We start from the raw sequence: 16,229 nt of genomic DNA on the forward strand, positions 1-16,229 counted from the left end.
TCACGGTGAGAGACATCTCTACCAAAAAAGGGATAACTCCTGCTATCCGAATACACATAATAGACGAACTGTCTCGAGTATTGGAGTACGATCGACTTGGTCTGACTCCCGACGAAAGGCAGTCATTCCTCGAGATAGTAGTCACCGAGTTTCACGTTGTGAGACCCGATCCAGGTCTCGATATCGACGCAGTCGACGACCCCGATGACAGTGTGTTCTTGGAGTGTGCTGTCTCAGTCGACGTGGACTATGTTATTTCGGGAGACAGACATCTTCTGGATCTCACGGAGTACGACGGTATCCCTATCTTAACTCCTGACGACTTTCTAAAAAGAGACGTCTGATTCTACGCCGACTGCCATTTCTGTATCCTGTCAGCCGAGACGCCGTCGACCTTCTCGGCTAGCTCCTCGGGGTCTGCCTCCTTGAGGTCGTCGACCTCCTCTATTCCGGCGTCGTTGAGCTTCTCCTCTGTCACGTCGCCTATCCCCTTTATCGCCTGGAGACCCTTGTCCTTCTCCTGCTGTTTCTTGTAGTTCTCGTAGTTACAGATAGGACAGCCGAGCTCCCACGGCTCGCTTCCCGAGTGTATCACCATCTCGGGGAGGTCGTGTTCGTCACAGATCTCGTCGGTGATCTCGAGGTCGCCACGTCTCGGTAGAGGGAGTGAGTAGTCACAGTCGGGGTACCGCGTACAGCCCACGAGACGTCCTCCGCTTCTCGTGCGTTTGACCGCTAACTCTCCGCCCTCGTCGTCTCCACATTCGGGACAGTCGCCGATCACCGTCTCCTCGTCGTCCTCCGCTTCCTCCTCCTTACATATAGGACAGCCGTGTATATGTGTCGAACGTCCCGCGAGCATCTTGACCTTCTGGAGCCCGTGTTCGTCACACTCGTCGTCGACTAAGACGGGGTCGCCCTTGTTCGGAAGCGGGTAGGTGTTCTCACAGTCGGGGTAGGCGTCACAGCCTATGAACTGGCTTCCGCCTCTCGTCCTTCTTATCACGAGGTCTCCGCCACACTCGGGACAGTCTCCGAGTGTCCTGTCCTCCTTGAGACCCTCACGGAGAGACTCGCCTATCTCCTCCTCCTTCTCCTCGAGTATCTCGAAGATCCTTTCGAGCATCTCGCGTGACTCCTCCATGACCTCTTCCTCCGAGATCTCCCCTTCGGCTATCCTCTCCATGTCCTTCTCAAGACGTCTCGTCATCTCGGGATCTGTGACTACGTCTGCGTACTCCTCCATCGCCTCTATCACGGCGCGCGCGAGACCCGTCGGACGCGGCGGATCTTCCTCTATGTAGCCGCGGTCGTAGAGTTTCTGTATCGTATTGTGGCGTGTACTCTTCGTCCCGACCCCCATCTCCTCCATCTTCTCGACGAGACGTGACTGACCGTACCTCTTCGGGGGCTGTGTCTCCTTCTCCTCGATCTCCGAGTCTACGACACTGACTGTGTCGCCGGCTTCGAGGTCAGGGAGGCTCGTCTCCTCAGTCGAGAAGTAGGGGTAGTAGGCGTGGTAGCCCTCCTCTATGAGACGTTTTCCGTTCGCCTTGAAGCTCTCGCCGTCGATATCGAAGACAGCCTTGACGTGTTCCCATTTCGCAGCGTCGGCGAGAGTTGCGAAGAACCGTCTCACGACTAGCTCGTATATCTTCCACTCGGCGTCGTTGAGCTCGTCACGTGAGGCGAGCGAAGTGGGATATATCGGGGGATGGTCTGTCGTCTCCTTGTCTCCCGACGTCGGCGTCGGGTCGCTCGCGAGTAGCTCCTCGGCGTCGTCGGAGAAGTCGTCGTGGTTGGCGAGGACTTCTAGGACGCCGTCGATCTCCACCTCGTCGGGGTAGACGGTGTTGTCAGTCCTCGGATAAGAGATGAAACCGTTGGTGTAGAGATCCTCGGCTATGCTCATTGCGTTCGAAGCCGAGAAGCCTATCGCGCCCGCCGCACGTATGAACTGGGTCGTGTCGAAGGGCGTAGGAGGATAGTCGTTTCTCGTACGCGTGTTGACCGAGTCGACTACCGCCTCTTCGGCGTCGGAGACCTTCGAGTAGACCTCGTCGGCGGCGTCGGAGTCCCAGATCCTCTCTTGCTCCTTCCCGTCCTCCTTGTAGAAGTACTGCGACTCGACCTCCTCGTCTCCCTCGTCAGACGGATCGACGTCGGCGTATATCTCCCAGTAAGGATCGGGGTCGAACTCCTCTATCTCCTTCTCCTTGTCGACGAGTATCTTGAGAGTCGGAGACTGAACCCTACCCACCGACAGGAATGCGTTCCCGAGACGGTTTGACGCCAGAGAGATGTACCGTGTCAGAGCCGCGCCCCAGATGAGGTCGATAATCTGGCGCGCCTCACCCGCCGCAGCGAGGTCGTCGTCTATCTCCCCGGGGTTCGAGAAGGCGTCCCTTATCTCACCCGGAGTGAGCGACGAGAAACGGACGCGTTTGACGGGTATGTCGGAGACGTCCTTTATGATCTCGTACGCCTCCTTTCCTATGAGCTCCCCCTCCGAGTCGTAGTCAGTCGCTATTATAGCCCTACGGCTCTCACGTGCGACCTTCTCGACAGCGCCGACTATGTCCTTCTTGCTCGGCTTCTTGGTGACGTCGGCGTCTATGAGGTCGGAGGGATCTGTCGAGTGCCAGTCGTTGTACTCCTCGGTGAAGTCGACCTCGACGACGTGACCCGCGAGACCGATACACCGTCTGTCGTCCCACTCGTAGACGGGAACACCGTTGACCTTCGTCGTCGAGAAGTCCTTCTGACTCAGAACCTCGGAGATACGCCGTGCGGCGTTATTCTTCTCGGCAACTATTAGTTCCACGTTCGTAGCTAAGTTGGGATCGGTATAAAAACATACTGACGCTCACGAGACAAGCCTCTCCCGTGTCGAGGCGTCTCACGCGTGCCGCCGATTTGTAAACGTTTATAGTTAGACAAACCTGATTTGAGAACCCAAGGTGAAACCAATTGTCCATACGTGAGCGCGCTCTCGAACTCCACAGAAAGCGCCAGGGAAAGATATCCGTCGAAAGTAAGGTTCCCGTAGAAAACGGGGACGACCTGTCTCTAGCTTACTCTCCGGGAGTAGCCGCGCCGTGTGAGAAGATCGACGAGAACCCCGACTCTGTCTACGACTACACTATAAAGGGCAATACCGTCGCGATAGTCTCCGACGGAAGTGCCGTCTTAGGTCTCGGAGACATCGGTGCGGACGCCGCCCTCCCAGTCATGGAAGGTAAGGTGGTTCTCTTCAAGGAGTTCGCGGGAATCGACGCCTTCCCCGTCTGTCTCAGGACTGAGAGCGTCGACGAAATCGTCGAGACGGTCGAGAGGCTCGAACCCGTCTTCGGAGGCGTCAACCTGGAGGACATAGGCGCACCCGAGTGTTTCGAGGTCGAGAACCGTCTCAGGAGTAGCATGCAGATACCTATCTTCCACGACGACCAGCACGGAACCGCGATAATCACACTCGCGGGGATACTCAACTCCGCCGACCTCATCGACAAGGACGTAGAGGAGATGACCGTCTCGATAAGCGGCGCGGGTGCGAGCGCGACCGCGATAGCACATATTCTCTTAGATGCTGGAGTCAAGGACGTCTTCATGACTGACTCGACCGGAGTCATACACAGGAGCCGGAGGGATCTCAACGAGGAGAAACGTAAGCTCGCGGGTCTCACGAACGACGAGGGACGTACGGGAGACCTCGAAGACGCGATGCGTGACACAGACGTCTTCATAGGACTCTCTGTCGGAGGAATCGTCGACAAGGAGATGGTCGAGGAGATGGCTGACGACCCCATAGTCTTCGCTATGGCGAATCCCATCCCCGAGATCTGGCCCGAGGACGCCAGAGAGGCTGGAGCACGTATAATAGGTACGGGAAGAAGCGACTACCCCAACCAGGTCAACAACGTCCTAGGCTTCCCGGGGATATTCAGGGGTGCTCTCGAAGTCAGGGCGAGCGACATAAACGAACAGATGAAGGTCGCCGCCGCCGAGGCGATAGCCGAGATTGCCCGCGAGGAAGTCCCCGAGGACGTCCAGGATAGATACCCCGACGAGGATCTGGAAGAGGGCTTCAACGAGGAGTACGTCATACCCAAGCCTTTTGACTCCCGCGTCGTGCCACGTGTCGCCTCCGCAGTCGCTCAGGCTGCTATAGACACAGATGTCGCGCGTCTCAAACGCGACCCCGACGAGATAGAGGACAAGGTTAGACAGAAGATAAGTGAGATGGAGTCGTCCCAGACAGCTACGAGTGCCGACTGACTAACTAAGCTCCGACACCATTCCCTTCTGGAGATGCCTAAGCTCGCGGTTGAATATCCTCTTGAACGCCGACTCGACTCCGGGAATACGTGAGTCGACCTCGAAGACGACTTTGACCTCAACCTCGTCGTCGTCTCCCTCCTCGCGTAACTCGTTGACGCCTCTGAGTGAGACTATCCTGTGTTCTCCCTTGAACTCGACTCTTTTTCCCTCGATTCTCTCTATGTCGTGAGTACGGAAGCTGATAGTGCCTCCCACGACAGGGATATGTATGTCCCACTCGAACTCGCCGTCTCCGAGCGAACGGTAGCCCTTGACTGACGGAAGGAACCTCACCCTGTTGTTGGGATCACTGATGAAGTCCCAGACGCTCTTCTTGGGCGCGCTTATCCTGAAGCTACGTGAGACTTTCACCATACCTGTAGTAAGTCATCCGGAGAAATCAAGCTTGTCCCTGGCTTCGACTACCCTACAACGTCGTTCACGGCATCTCGCTCGCCTGTGACTGGGACTCCGACTCGCTCATCACGCTTATCATACGGTCTACGTCGATGAGGACAATCAGGCTCACCTCCTCCTCCAACTCCTCCGTCTCCTCCTCGTTCTCCTCCGCGGCTCTTATCTCGTCCTCGTTTTCGAGCTCACGTATTATGCCCTTCACCATCTTCTCCTCTATGCCGTGGGTCTGTATGTCCCTGAGCTGTCCGTTCATGTCGACGCGGTCGGTCGTGTAGTCCCTGACCTCTATGACCTCGTCGACACGTATCCCGACCTTCTGTTTGTCGTCGTCCCTGTCGAGTACGAGTATCTCGTAGCTGTCGTCGTCGCGCGTCTCGACGTTGAGGAGCTTCGCGGGGTCTATTATCGCGGTCGTCTCACCTCTCAGGTCGACTATGCCGTCGACTGCGTCTGGAGCCCTCGGGAGACGTGTGACCTTCTTCGACTCCATGTCGACTATGCTGCTGACCTTGTCTATTCCGAGTGCGTAGGTCTCGTCTCCCATCAGGAACTTGACCACGTTTATCTCGTCGGCGTCGCTTGAGGCGTGTGACCCTGTTCTCGTCTTAGAACCTGTCCTAGCTGCCATTACTCCTATATATCCGCGTGTCCATAATAAAGTAAGGGACAAGAGTATTATATACTCGGAACGGGTATTTGTACTACTGCCAGGCTTCGAGGATGTCCGAAACTACTCTGTATAATCTCGAAAAGGACGGAGACGTCGAGGGTCTGATCTCCTACATAAAGGAGAGTTCGAACCCGGCGGTCAGGGCACGTGCCGCCGAGATACTCAGCGACGTCGACGCTGACGGCGATCTTCAGGAGAGGAAGTTCGAGACTCTCATAGACGCTTCTCTCGACGACGAGGACGAGAGGGTACGCAAAGCCGCGGCGGAGTCGCTCGCGTGGTCCGACGACGTCAACGTTGTCAAGCTACTCATAGACAGATACAGAGGCAACTCGGACACCCAACTCTCCGAGACTGCCGACTGGACTCTCGTCAAGCTACTCACCGACGCACTCGAAGACGGGGCTGCGGTTATAAGGATGGACGCCGCCCTTGGACTCGGACGTATAGGCGACGACAGGGCTTTCGAGCCACTCGTCGACGCCTTAGACGATCCCGACCCACAGGTCAGGGAGAACGCCGCATGGAGCCTCGGTGAGCTAGGCGACGAGAGGGCTGTAAAGCCGCTCACTAAGCTACTCACCGACTCGAACCAGGAGGTTCGGAAGCAGGCGGCGACGGCTATAACAGACCTCGGGGGCGAGATGGCTGTCGACTCACTCATAGACGCACTCGAAGACGACTACACCTACGTCCGGAAGCAGGCGGCGTTCGCTCTCGGAACCGTAGGAGGCGAGAGGGTCATAGAACCCCTCCTTGACGCACTCGAAGACGAGGATCTGACTGTGAGGGAGAGTGCGGCGTTCTCACTCATAGAGGTGATGTCGAACGCCCCCGCAGACAAGAGCCACGAGATACGTGAGACCGTCTCGTCACGTCTCGAAGACCTAGAATCCGAGGTAAGCACACAGCCCATAATCTCGGCGCTCGAACAGGCTACTGAGAAGCCCATAAGACGTAACGCGGCGTGGCTCCTCGGACGTGTCGGCGGAAGCGAGGCTGTCGAGCCCCTCGTGTCGGCGCTCGACGACGACGAACAGGTTAGACGGTTTGCGGCTACGAGCCTCGCCGAGATAGGCGAGCACGCGGTCGACGATCTGATAGAGTCGCTCGACCACAAGAACCCCGAGGTCAGGAAGATGGCGGCGTTCGCGCTCGGAAAGATAGGTGACAAACGCGCTCTGGGTCCTCTCAACGAGGTGATAGAGGATGAGGACGAGGAGGTTCGTAAGTTCGTGTTCCGCGCGGTTAACAAGCTCGGAGGTCAGGTAGAGTGAGCAAGTCAGAGAAGAAAGTCGCAGACATAACCGGCAAGTTCATACATCCTCTCATACGCGGCTCGACACAGCGTAAGGACGCCTCTTGGACCAACGGACGCATAATACTCTCGAACAAGAACATCTGGCTCATAACCAGCGATAAGAAGCAGAAGGTTCCCCTGGAGTCACTCAAGAAGATAGGTGAGAGCTTCGACCTCAACCAGTCGATAGTCAGGACGACCAACTACGTCAGCCTCGTCTATGAGCGCGAGGGCGAGAGACACGTCTCACTCGTGACTAGCTCGAACGAAGACAGCCTCTCCGAGCTACGTGACTCGCTCTACAACGTTCTCCTCAACGGAACCATTGTCTACCTCAAACATCCCGTCAAGAGAGGCGGTGTCATACAGGACACGGCTGACTGGCAGAAGGCACAGGCAGCCCTTTCGAGCGAGTCGGTTCGTTTTGCGACTGAGGACGGCGACATAATCAAGGTCGAACTCGACGAGGTACAGAACATAGAGGCTGAGGAGAAGACGATAAAGGGAGACAGGAGGAAGGTACTCGTCGTCGAACACGCCGAGTCAGACGGAACGACCGTTGTCTCACACATCTATGCACCTCCGCGTGAGATCAGTGCTCTCAAGGGATTTATAGGCGCGGAGTTCGAGGAGGAGGTCGAGTCCGACATAGAGCTCAGCGACAGGGACAGACAGGTTCTCACAGCACTCTACTCGGGAGTCTCGCCGTTCGACATACCCGACTTCATAGGAGCCGACGTCGACGAGGTCGAGGAGATTTACGAGGAACTCATAGAGCTGGGTGTACTCAACGAGGTCAGGAAGAGACGTGAGGTCACACTCACTACACGTGGACGTAATCTCGCCTCGAAGTCGATAGGAGAGGACTGACGTGCGTTTGATTTATGTTGCATCCGTGTCTACGGTGTTACAATGAGGTTCAGAGGGTCACGACAGCCACGAAGGGGGTCTGAGTAGATGTCGACGCAGGCTCAGTCACAGGTTCTGGAGTTCGACCTCGGATCTAAGAAGTACTGTGTCGACATCACGGAGGTCTCGGAGATAATAGACAAGGGAAGCCTGACTCCTATTCCCAACTCGGCTCCTCACGTCGAGGGTGTCATGGATCTACGTGGACAGACTACCAAGATAATAAATCCGAAGAAGGTTCTCGGAATCGAGGGAGGAGACGAGAAACGTATAATTGTCTTTGACGGATCGGGGTCTGAGTCTGGAACCGACGAAACCCAGACCGACCTCTCGGGCTGGCTAGTAGACGAGGTTCACGAGGTCATAAAGGTCTCGGAGGACGACCTCGACGAGTCTGTCGGCGACGACAACGTCAAGGGCGTCATAAGAGACGACGGCGACTTCGTTATCTGGATAGAGCCCTCCGGCATAAACTGAGACAGTGACCCGAGACGAGCAAAAAATGTTAAATACAAACACGGGGAAATACGACTTATAGACAGATGGACAGCGGAGAGAAGAAGCTCGCTGACTTCATGGGCGAGTACGTGGCTGGCTCCGAGCTCAATAACACGAATCTTGAGTTTGAGAAGGCACGTATTCTCCTGAGTAACAGACGTCTCGTAGTCGCTGGGAAAGACGACAGGACTACTGTCCCACTCAAGTCGGTTCTAGACGTCGGGAAGAGTAACCTTCCCCCGAGCGTCCAGGACTACATGTCGAACGCCATCTCAGTCGGCTACAAGTCGAAGAAAGACGGGAGACAGCGGTCTGTGATAGTGCGTGGCGACGAGGAGAGGCTCGAGAAGCTACGTGACCTACTCTACAAGGCTATACTCAACTCCGCCGAGGTATACATACAGCATCCCGCGAAGGTCAGCGGACGTGTCATGGGAGCCGACTGGAAGAAGTCGAAGATAGTCGTCAAGAGGGACTCTATAAAGGCGAAGGGTGTCACCGAGATAGACCTCACGACCGTACAGGACGCCGAGATATCCGAGAGGGAGATAAAGGGGAGTAAGAAGACCGTCATAGGAATACGTCACACGACCGACAGGGGAATAGTCACGACACGTATCTATGTCCCCGACAGGAGACATCTCAACATACTCGGACGTTATCTCAGGAAGGAGTACCAGGAGATAGTCAAGGAGGTCGAGGACATATCCCTCTCGGAGTCGGAGAAACGCATAATCGTCGCGCTCTTCTCGGGGGCTACGGAGGATCAGCTTCCGATGGTTCTCGAGGAGGAGGCGAGCGAGGTGAGGAGACTCGTAAACGGTCTCATTGATAAGGAGATACTCATGGAGTCGGACGACGGACTCGAACTCACGAGCAAAGGTAAGGTCTTCTCGAACAGAAACATAGAGGAGGTCAACGCAGGCGCGGGCTCCTCAGTCTAACTAAAAAGAAAGAGAGGTGACTACAACAGATGATTCCGAACTACTACATCCAGACGCAGACGCAGACGCAGACGCAGACTCAGACTCAGACTCAGATGCGTAGAAGAGACAGACTCACAGACACGTATGCCGAACCTCCAAGGGGGGACTACTAATGGCAAACGAAGTAATGGTCGTCGACGACTCGGAGTTCATGCGGAACCTCCTCAAGCAGATACTCGAAGACGAGTTTGAGATAGTCGGTGAGGCGGAGAACGGAGTCGAGGCTGTCGAGATGTACGAGGAGAAGAAGCCAGACCTCGTTATGATGGACATAGTCATGCCTATACGTGACGGCATAGAGGCGACAGCCGAGATAAAGGACAAAAACCCCGATGCTAACGTCATAATGTGTACGAGTGTCGGACAGGAGGAGAAGATGAGGAAAGCCGTCGAGGCGGGCGCCGACGGCTATATCACGAAGCCGTTCCAGAAGCCGAGTGTGATGGAAGCCATAGACGACGTCGTCTGATCGTCTAATGACAGACCTACGCGCGGTAGTCGTCGACGACTCCCAGTTCATGAGGACGGTGATCTCCGACATACTTGAGGACTCGGGGATAGACGTCGTCGCCAAGGCTAGTGACGGCGAGAAAGGCGTCGAGTCTGTCACCTCGGAGAAGCCCGACGTCGTCACGATGGACGTCCAGATGCCGCGGATGGGCGGAATAGAGGCTGTCGAGAAGATAATGGAGGAGGAGCCGACACCTGTTCTGATGCTGAGTGCCTACACAGAGGAGGGAGCCGACGCCACCTTCGAGGCTCTCGACAAGGGAGCGGTCGACTTCCTCCAGAAGCCCGGGGGCGAGGTCTCTATGGACATACAGGATCTGCGTGACAGCCTAGTCGAGAAGGTTAGGACTGTAGCCGAGGCAGACGTCGGGAGACAGACACAAAAGACCACCTCCCGATCTACTTCCACATCCACGTCCACATCCGCGACCGCGTCGCAGAGACGTCCAGAGACACGCGAGGAGTACGTCGACAGCCCCACGGTAGTCATAGGAGCATCGACTGGGGGTCCGAGCGTCCTCGAAGACGTCGTCTCACATCTCCCCGTCGAGGCAGAGATGCGTCTCCTAATAGTCCAGCATATGCCCGACGAGTTCACCCGACGTTTCGCGGAACGTCTCGACTCTGTCACGGAGTACTCGATACGTGAGGCTCAAGACGGAGACAGGATAGGCGGCGGAGAGGGTCTCGTCGCCAAGGGCGACTACCACATGGAGGTCTCGGGATACTCGGGAGGACGTCTGCGTGTGCGTCTCAACCAGGAGCCCAAGATACATGGTGTAAGACCCGCTATAGACGTAACAATGGAGACGGCGTCCGATAGGATCTCCGACAGACTCGTAGGAGTCGTCCTGACCGGTATGGGAAAGGACGGTGCCGAGGGGATAAGGTCTATAAAGGAAGCAGGAGGACATACGATAGCTCAGGACGAGGAGACCTCGAAGGTCTTCGGAATTCCGGCGAGAGCGATAGAGACGGGATGTGTCGACGACGTTCTACCCATAGACGAGGTTGCTCAGGGGATAAGAAGACGGATAACGACAGATAGATGATACGTAACGTAAGAAAACTCAGGAGGTTTCCCAACCCATGGACGACTACCTAAAGGACTTCATACGTGAGAGCGAGGAACAGATAACAGAGCTCAACAACGCTCTCCTCGAACTCGAAAGCGATCCCGGGAATGAGGAGGCGATGGACTCTATATTCCGTATCGCCCACACTCTAAAGGGCAACTTCGGGGCGATGGGGTTCAACGACGCGAGCGACCTCGCCCACGCAGTCGAGGATCTCCTTGACGAGATGCGCCAGGGGGAGATAGAGGTCACCCCCGACGTGATGGACACTGTCTTCGACGGCGTCGACGAGATAGAGGCTCTCCTCGACGAGATAGCCGACGACGGTAATACCTCGACAGACCCGACCGACTCTATCGAGGAGATACGTGGCGTGATAGAAGACGAGGAGTCGGAGTCCGACGGTGACGAGACTCAGGCTACCGCGACCCAAGAGGGCGGTGACGACGAAACAGACACAGATACGGATCCAGATGCTGACTCGGGCGCAGACGTAGACCTCGATGAGGCTCTCGGTTCGGAGTCGGTCGACGTCTCACATATCCGTGATGCCGAAGAGGTCGTCTACGCCGAGGTCAGTACGAAGGCGGGAGAGATGAAAGGCGTCGATGCTATGCTTGCCCTCGACGAGATTGACGGAATCACAGAGATACTTGAGACAACACCCGAGACAGACGAGATACAGGAGGGCAGCTTCGACGAGAGCTTCGGCGTCTTCGTGACCCCCGTCGACGACGTCTCGGGGACACGTGAAGAGATAGAATCGATAGGCAAGGTCGAGTCGGTCGGTGTCGTAGAAGTCCCCGACAGCCTCGAAGAGGGAGCCGAAGAAGAAGACGAAGCAGAGACCGAGTCACCCGACGACTCCGACTCTTCGTCCGAGACGGAGACGACAGAAGAGACCTCAAGCGGCTCCGACGACAAAGACAGTTCGAAGACGAAGACCGAGTCGGTCGATGAGGTACAGTCGATACGTGTCGACGTCGACCAGCTCGACAAGCTTCTCAACCGTGTCGAGGAGCTAGTCACTAGCCGTATAAAGCTCAGACGTGCTGTCGAACACGACGAGCTTGAGGACGCCGAGGACGAGCTAGACGAACTCGACAAGATCTCGTCGAGCCTCCAGGACACTGTGATGGACATACGTCTCGTCCCTCTTGAGAAGATAGTCGGCAAGTTCCCGCGTCTCGTGCGTGACCTCGCGCGGTCACAGGACAAGGAGATAAACCTCGTTATGGAGGGGAAGGACATAGAGCTCGACAGAACCGTCCTCAACGAGATAGGCGACCCTCTGATGCATCTCATACGTAACGCAGTAGACCACGGAATAGAGTCTCCCGAGGTGCGTGAGGAGAAGGGGAAGCCGCGTGAGGGAACCGTCTACCTCCGTGGTGAGAGGGAACGCGACCGGGTCACTATAGAGATAGAGGACGACGGACGCGGTCTCGACAAGGAGGCTATAAAGTCGAAGGCTGTCGACGAAGGGATAATGACGCGTGACGAGGTTGAGGCTCTCGACGAGTCGGAGGTATACGAGCTCATCTTCCACTCGGGGTTCTCGACCACCGACGAGGTCACCGAGGTCAGCGGACGCGGCGTCGGAATGGACGTCGTGAGCAACACGATAAGAAGCCTCGACGGCTCCCTCGAAGTCGAGAGCGAACCCGACGAGGGCACCCTCGTCCGTCTCACACTCCCCGTCACAGTCGCTATAGTCAAGGTACTCCTCGTTGAGACGGGCGACGAGGAGTACGGAATACCCGTTAAGAACGTCGAGGAGATCGGCAGGATGGATGACGTACGTACAGTCGAAGGGGAGGAGGTCACTGTCCACGACGACCAGGTCTACTCTCTCGTCCGTCTCGGTGACGCACTCGACGTTCCCGCAGAGACGAAGAACGGCGACGGAATGCTCGTACGCATAAAGGACTCGGTAAGACAGATCACCGTACACTGCGACTCGGTGTTAGGACAGGAGGAGGTCGTCGTGAAGCCGTTCGAGGGAATTCTGAGCGGAATCCCCGGGATGAGCGGTGCCGCAGTCCTCGGAGAGGGCGATGTCGTCACCATACTCGACGTCGAGACACTCTGACACAGAACACAATACACGACACACGACCTACCATGAGCCTGATGATAGACATAAGGAAGCTGAGTACCTTCAACCGGATGGCGAAGGAGGGAGCCAACACCGTAGCCGACCATCTCAGTCAGATGACGGGAACTGAGACGAGGATGGAGATTACGAAGATCAACTTCGTCGAGACCGACGACCTCCAGAGACACGTCGGAGACGACACTGAGGTCGGCATAAACATACAGCTCACTGAACCGCCGTACGGATACGTCCTGATGCTCTTCACTGAGACGAGCGCGAAGAACATAGCCGACCTCATGATGGGTGGAATGGGAGGCGGAGACCACGACGGCTTCAGCGAGATGGAGATGAGTGCAGTCCAGGAGATAGGCAACATAATGACGAGCGGATTCATCGACGGCTGGGCGAACGTCTTAGACACCACGATAGACATGACTACACCCGAGTTCTCACACAAGCCCGCCGCCGAGATAGTCGACTCTCTCGTGGGCGACAGGGACGACGAGATAGCGATGGTATTCGACTCGCACATATACGCTCCCGACGCCGACGTCGAGGCTAAGATCTACTGCTTCCCCGAGCTAGAGGAGCTAGTCGAGATGATGAACTCGTTAGAGGTGTGACTCGGTGAAGGTAGACGTAGACTCTCTTGGAACCTTCAACCGGATGGCAAACGAGGGTGCCGAGACAGCGGCGAGGTCGCTGTCACAGATGACGGGGATAGAGACACTTGTAGACGTTACCAAGATAAACTTCATTCCGACTTCCGAACTCGGTGAGTCGCCGGTAGAGCCCCCGGGCTCCGACTCCGAAACGGCTTCCGAAGAAACCGACTACGTCGGAGTACGTATAGCCCTCGAAGGCGTCCCGAGCGGTGACATGGTGGTTCTGTTCGAGAGGGACTCAGTCTCACACGTCGTTGAGCTACTCACAGGAGCCTCCGCGGATGAACTCGACGAGATGGGACGAAGCGCAGTCCAGGAGGTCGGAAATATAATCACGAGTAGCTTCATCGACGGCTGGGCGGACGTCCTCGGCACTACGATAGACATATCCACTCCCGACCTCGTAGACGGAAGCCGTTCAGAGGTCTTCTCCGACGTCATCGACAGCTACGACGACGAGTACGCCGTCTTCTTCGAGAGCGAGATAGACTCGCCCGAGACGACTGACACCGACATAGGCTTCGGCGTCTACATGTTTCCCGAACAGAACTCGATGGAGGAGGCGGCGTCGCTCGTCGGCGGCGACCGGAGCATAGACACTAGCCAGCTTGTGACCTTCAACCGGATGACACGTCTCGGAGCCGACCGGGTCTCGGATCACATGACACAGATGACAGGGATCGACACCGACGTCGAGGTTACCTACGTCAACTTCGTGAGGCTCGAAGACGTCCCGAGCGAGGTCGAGGAGGGACGGAAGGTTGGCTTGGTCTTCGAGTTCGAGGGCTTCCTCGGGGGTTACATACTCATACTCCTCGACGACGAGTCGGCGAAGGAGATCACGAGGCTTCTTCTCCCGTCCGCCGCTGAGAACGACAACGACACCGATGTCGGCGACGACGGCTTCGACCCCACTGAGAGAAGCGCTATACAGGAGATGGGCAACATAATGACGAGCGGCTTCGTCGACGCGTGGGCGAACGTCCTAGACGCGACGATAGATATCTCGACTCCCAAGTTCGTCCACGACATGGGACGTGCTATAGCCGACTCGATCACCGCACGTCTCGGACAGAGACAGAAGTACTCGTTCGTATTCGACACGAGGATCAACGCCCAGGATCACGAGTTCGACTGTGAGGTCTATATGCTTCCGTACCAGGACGGCTTCGAGGAGACACTCCAGAGTCTCAACATCGAGGAGGTCGACAGATCCGAGATAGAGCCCGACGACAGCCAGATGATATAGAGATGAAGGTATACGGACGAGACGACTCCCCGCTCGACGACGAAGACGAGTCCTCGGCTACGGGTGAGACTTTCGAGAAGACTGACGCCTCGAAATCCACAGTCAAGGTCGGAATAGCCGACTACGCAGTTACCGACTCGGGCGACTTGCTGACTACGAACGGACTGGGTTCGTGTGTGGGTGTCGCTGTGAGATCGAAAGACAGCTCTGTCTCGGGTCTAGCCCATGTCATGCTGCCGTCGTCGGAGGAGGTCGACGACGAAAATGAGGCGAAGTTCGCCGACACAGCCATACAGGCGATGGTCGACGAGATGAGACGCAAGGGAGCCTCTATCGGCGACATGACTGCGAAGATAGCCGGCGGGAGTAGTATGTTCGACTTCTCGGGCGACGAGAGCATAGGCGAGAGAAACGTCGCCGCAGTGAGACGGAAGCTTGACAGCCTCGGAATACCTATCGAGTCGGAAGACGTCGGGGGTGACTCGGGGAGGTCGATAGAGTTCGACCCCGAGACGGGTGGCTTAACTATAAAGAACGCAAACAGAGAGGTGAAGGAGATTTGAACACAGACAAGACCGCCAAAGACGGAGAACCGGAGGAAGAGAGCTTCGACGAGATACTCGGCTTCGTGGAGGATGAGATGGGCTTTGCCACGAGCCATTACGAGACGAGCTACCTCGACAGACGTATATCTTCGAGGATGAGACGCACGGGTTCTGAGAGCTACGCCGACTACCTCGAAGTCCTCAGAGCCGAGGAAGACGAGAGAGCGGCTCTTCTCGACGCTCTCAGCGTAAACGTCACGAGCTTCTTCCGCAACCCCGAAGTCTGGGAGAAGATACGTGAGATTCTGAGAGATATCACCGACGACCGCAGGTCGGTCAAGCTCTGGAGCGCGGCGTCGTCCGACGGCAGAGAGGCGTACTCGATGGCGATGCTCTCGCTCAAAGACCACGAGATAGACGCCTCTAAGATCTCTATTAAGGCAACCGACATAGACGCCGAGATAATCAAGACTGCGAAGAAGGGGGTCTACGAGACCACGAAGACCGAGGACATCTCCGAACAGCTTTGTCCTCTCGACGACTACAGTCAGTACATAGACAGAGATGGCGACTCGTTCGAGGTTACAGACGAGGTCAAGGAGATGGTGAGCTTCGAACAGCACGACCTCATAAACGGACGCCCCAAGTCGGGGTTCGACCTCGTCGCGTGCCGTAACCTCTTCATCTACATTGACTCCGAGTACAAGGTTCCTATACTCACGACGATAAGGGACTCACTCGTCGACGACGGCTACCTCGTCATAGGAAAGACCGAGTCGCTACCGTCGGATCTCAAGAACGACTTCGAGTCGGTCAACAGCAGACTACGTGTCTACCGTAAGTCGACTTATACTGAAGGATAAGATAGGCGGACTCTCGAAGAAAGTCGGATACGTACCCGACGTTCTCTGTATCCCATTCAGATCACTCTGTCCTTCAGTATAGAAGCTCTTTTCTCTTCCCCGGTAGATTTAATAAAGTTTGGAGCG

The 16,229-nt window shown here is 56.3% G+C and carries 16 protein-coding genes; 13 read left to right on the top strand and 3 right to left on the bottom strand.

The window, feature by feature from the left end; all coding sequences use genetic code 11:
* The coding region (locus SV253_09300; protein MDY6776247.1) for a PIN domain-containing protein at positions 1-344 on the top strand (344 nt) is incomplete at its 5' end.
* 2 nt (positions 345-346) lie between these two features.
* Here the strand turns inward: SV253_09300 and SV253_09305 are convergent.
* Entirely contained in the window at positions 347-2,824 is a 2,478-nt protein-coding gene (locus tag SV253_09305; protein MDY6776248.1) for a DNA topoisomerase I, read from the bottom strand.
* Positions 2,825-2,970: 146 nt separating this feature from the next.
* Here SV253_09305 and SV253_09310 point away from each other — a divergent pair, with 146 nt between their 5' ends.
* On the top strand, positions 2,971-4,275 hold the full coding sequence (locus tag SV253_09310; protein MDY6776249.1) for a malic enzyme-like NAD(P)-binding protein: 1,305 nt from the start codon (positions 2,971-2,973) through the stop codon (positions 4,273-4,275).
* Here the strand turns inward: SV253_09310 and SV253_09315 are convergent, their stop codons facing one another.
* Together SV253_09315 and SV253_09320 are read right to left on the bottom strand one after the other, a co-directional pair.
* Positions 4,276-4,692, bottom strand: a complete 417-nt coding sequence (locus SV253_09315; protein ID MDY6776250.1) for an SRPBCC family protein — start codon at positions 4,690-4,692, stop codon at positions 4,276-4,278.
* A 64-nt stretch (positions 4,693-4,756) separates the two neighbouring features.
* Positions 4,757-5,362, bottom strand: a complete 606-nt coding sequence (locus SV253_09320) for a chemotaxis protein CheW (GenBank protein ID MDY6776251.1) — start codon at positions 5,360-5,362, stop codon at positions 4,757-4,759.
* A 92-nt stretch (positions 5,363-5,454) separates the two neighbouring features.
* On the opposite strand from SV253_09320, the gene SV253_09325 reads away from it, so the two are divergent.
* The 11 genes from SV253_09325 to SV253_09375 all read left to right on the top strand — a co-directional run bounded on the left by SV253_09325 (position 5,455) and on the right by SV253_09375 (position 16,103).
* Positions 5,455-6,681: a HEAT repeat domain-containing protein gene (locus SV253_09325; GenBank protein MDY6776252.1), complete on the top strand. Its 1,227-nt coding sequence runs from the start codon at positions 5,455-5,457 to the stop codon at positions 6,679-6,681.
* Entirely contained in the window at positions 6,678-7,574 is an 897-nt protein-coding gene (locus SV253_09330; GenBank protein MDY6776253.1) for a CheF family chemotaxis protein, read from the top strand. Before SV253_09325 ends, SV253_09330 begins: the two co-directional genes overlap by 4 nt.
* A gap of 87 nt (positions 7,575-7,661) precedes the next feature.
* Positions 7,662-8,090 (top strand): chemotaxis protein CheW, encoded by a 429-nt coding sequence (locus tag SV253_09335; protein ID MDY6776254.1) that lies wholly within the window; start codon positions 7,662-7,664, stop codon positions 8,088-8,090.
* 65 nt (positions 8,091-8,155) lie between these two features.
* Positions 8,156-9,055, top strand: a complete 900-nt coding sequence (locus SV253_09340; GenBank protein ID MDY6776255.1) for a CheF family chemotaxis protein — start codon at positions 8,156-8,158, stop codon at positions 9,053-9,055.
* 154 nt (positions 9,056-9,209) lie between these two features.
* Positions 9,210-9,566, top strand: a complete 357-nt coding sequence (cheY, locus tag SV253_09345) for a chemotaxis protein CheY (GenBank protein ID MDY6776256.1) — start codon at positions 9,210-9,212, stop codon at positions 9,564-9,566.
* 7 nt (positions 9,567-9,573) lie between these two features.
* On the top strand, positions 9,574-10,659 hold the full coding sequence (locus SV253_09350) for a chemotaxis response regulator protein-glutamate methylesterase (protein ID MDY6776257.1): 1,086 nt from the start codon (positions 9,574-9,576) through the stop codon (positions 10,657-10,659).
* Positions 10,660-10,696: 37 nt separating this feature from the next.
* A complete protein-coding gene (locus tag SV253_09355; protein MDY6776258.1) occupies positions 10,697-12,775 on the top strand; it encodes a chemotaxis protein CheA in 2,079 nt (692 codons plus the stop codon).
* Between the two features lie 32 nt (positions 12,776-12,807).
* Entirely contained in the window at positions 12,808-13,404 is a 597-nt protein-coding gene (locus SV253_09360; protein ID MDY6776259.1) for a chemotaxis protein CheC, read from the top strand.
* Positions 13,405-13,408: 4 nt separating this feature from the next.
* Complete coding sequence (locus SV253_09365) at positions 13,409-14,695, top strand: chemotaxis protein CheC (protein MDY6776260.1); 1,287 nt, start codon at positions 13,409-13,411, stop codon at positions 14,693-14,695.
* Between the two features lie 2 nt (positions 14,696-14,697).
* Entirely contained in the window at positions 14,698-15,258 is a 561-nt protein-coding gene (locus SV253_09370) for a chemotaxis protein CheD (GenBank protein MDY6776261.1), read from the top strand.
* Positions 15,255-16,103 (top strand): protein-glutamate O-methyltransferase CheR, encoded by an 849-nt coding sequence (locus SV253_09375; GenBank protein ID MDY6776262.1) that lies wholly within the window; start codon positions 15,255-15,257, stop codon positions 16,101-16,103. The genes SV253_09370 and SV253_09375 overlap by 4 nt, the downstream gene beginning before the upstream one ends.
* Positions 16,104-16,229: the final 126 nt, after the last annotated feature.

The organism is Candidatus Afararchaeum irisae, assembly GCA_034190545.1.
GTDB classification, from domain to species: domain Archaea; phylum Halobacteriota; class Halobacteria; order Halobacteriales; family Afararchaeaceae; genus Afararchaeum; species Afararchaeum irisae.

What these genes read in the sequence shown, in the direction of transcription:
- SV253_09315 (MDY6776250.1), bottom strand. Translation starts at nt 4,692, where the DNA reads ATGGTGAAAGTCTCACGTAGCTTCAGGATAAGCGCGCCCAAGAAGAGC.
- SV253_09320 (MDY6776251.1), bottom strand. Translation starts at nt 5,362, where the DNA reads ATGGCAGCTAGGACAGGTTCTAAGACGAGAACAGGGTCACACGCCTCA.
- SV253_09325 (MDY6776252.1), top strand. Translation starts at nt 5,455, where the DNA reads ATGTCCGAAACTACTCTGTATAATCTCGAAAAGGACGGAGACGTCGAG.
- SV253_09335 (MDY6776254.1), top strand. Translation starts at nt 7,662, where the DNA reads ATGTCGACGCAGGCTCAGTCACAGGTTCTGGAGTTCGACCTCGGATCT.
- SV253_09340 (MDY6776255.1), top strand. Translation starts at nt 8,156, where the DNA reads ATGGACAGCGGAGAGAAGAAGCTCGCTGACTTCATGGGCGAGTACGTG.
- cheY (MDY6776256.1), top strand. Translation starts at nt 9,210, where the DNA reads ATGGCAAACGAAGTAATGGTCGTCGACGACTCGGAGTTCATGCGGAAC.
- SV253_09350 (MDY6776257.1), top strand. Translation starts at nt 9,574, where the DNA reads ATGACAGACCTACGCGCGGTAGTCGTCGACGACTCCCAGTTCATGAGG.
- SV253_09355 (MDY6776258.1), top strand. Translation starts at nt 10,697, where the DNA reads ATGGACGACTACCTAAAGGACTTCATACGTGAGAGCGAGGAACAGATA.
- SV253_09360 (MDY6776259.1), top strand. Translation starts at nt 12,808, where the DNA reads ATGAGCCTGATGATAGACATAAGGAAGCTGAGTACCTTCAACCGGATG.
- SV253_09370 (MDY6776261.1), top strand. Translation starts at nt 14,698, where the DNA reads ATGAAGGTATACGGACGAGACGACTCCCCGCTCGACGACGAAGACGAG.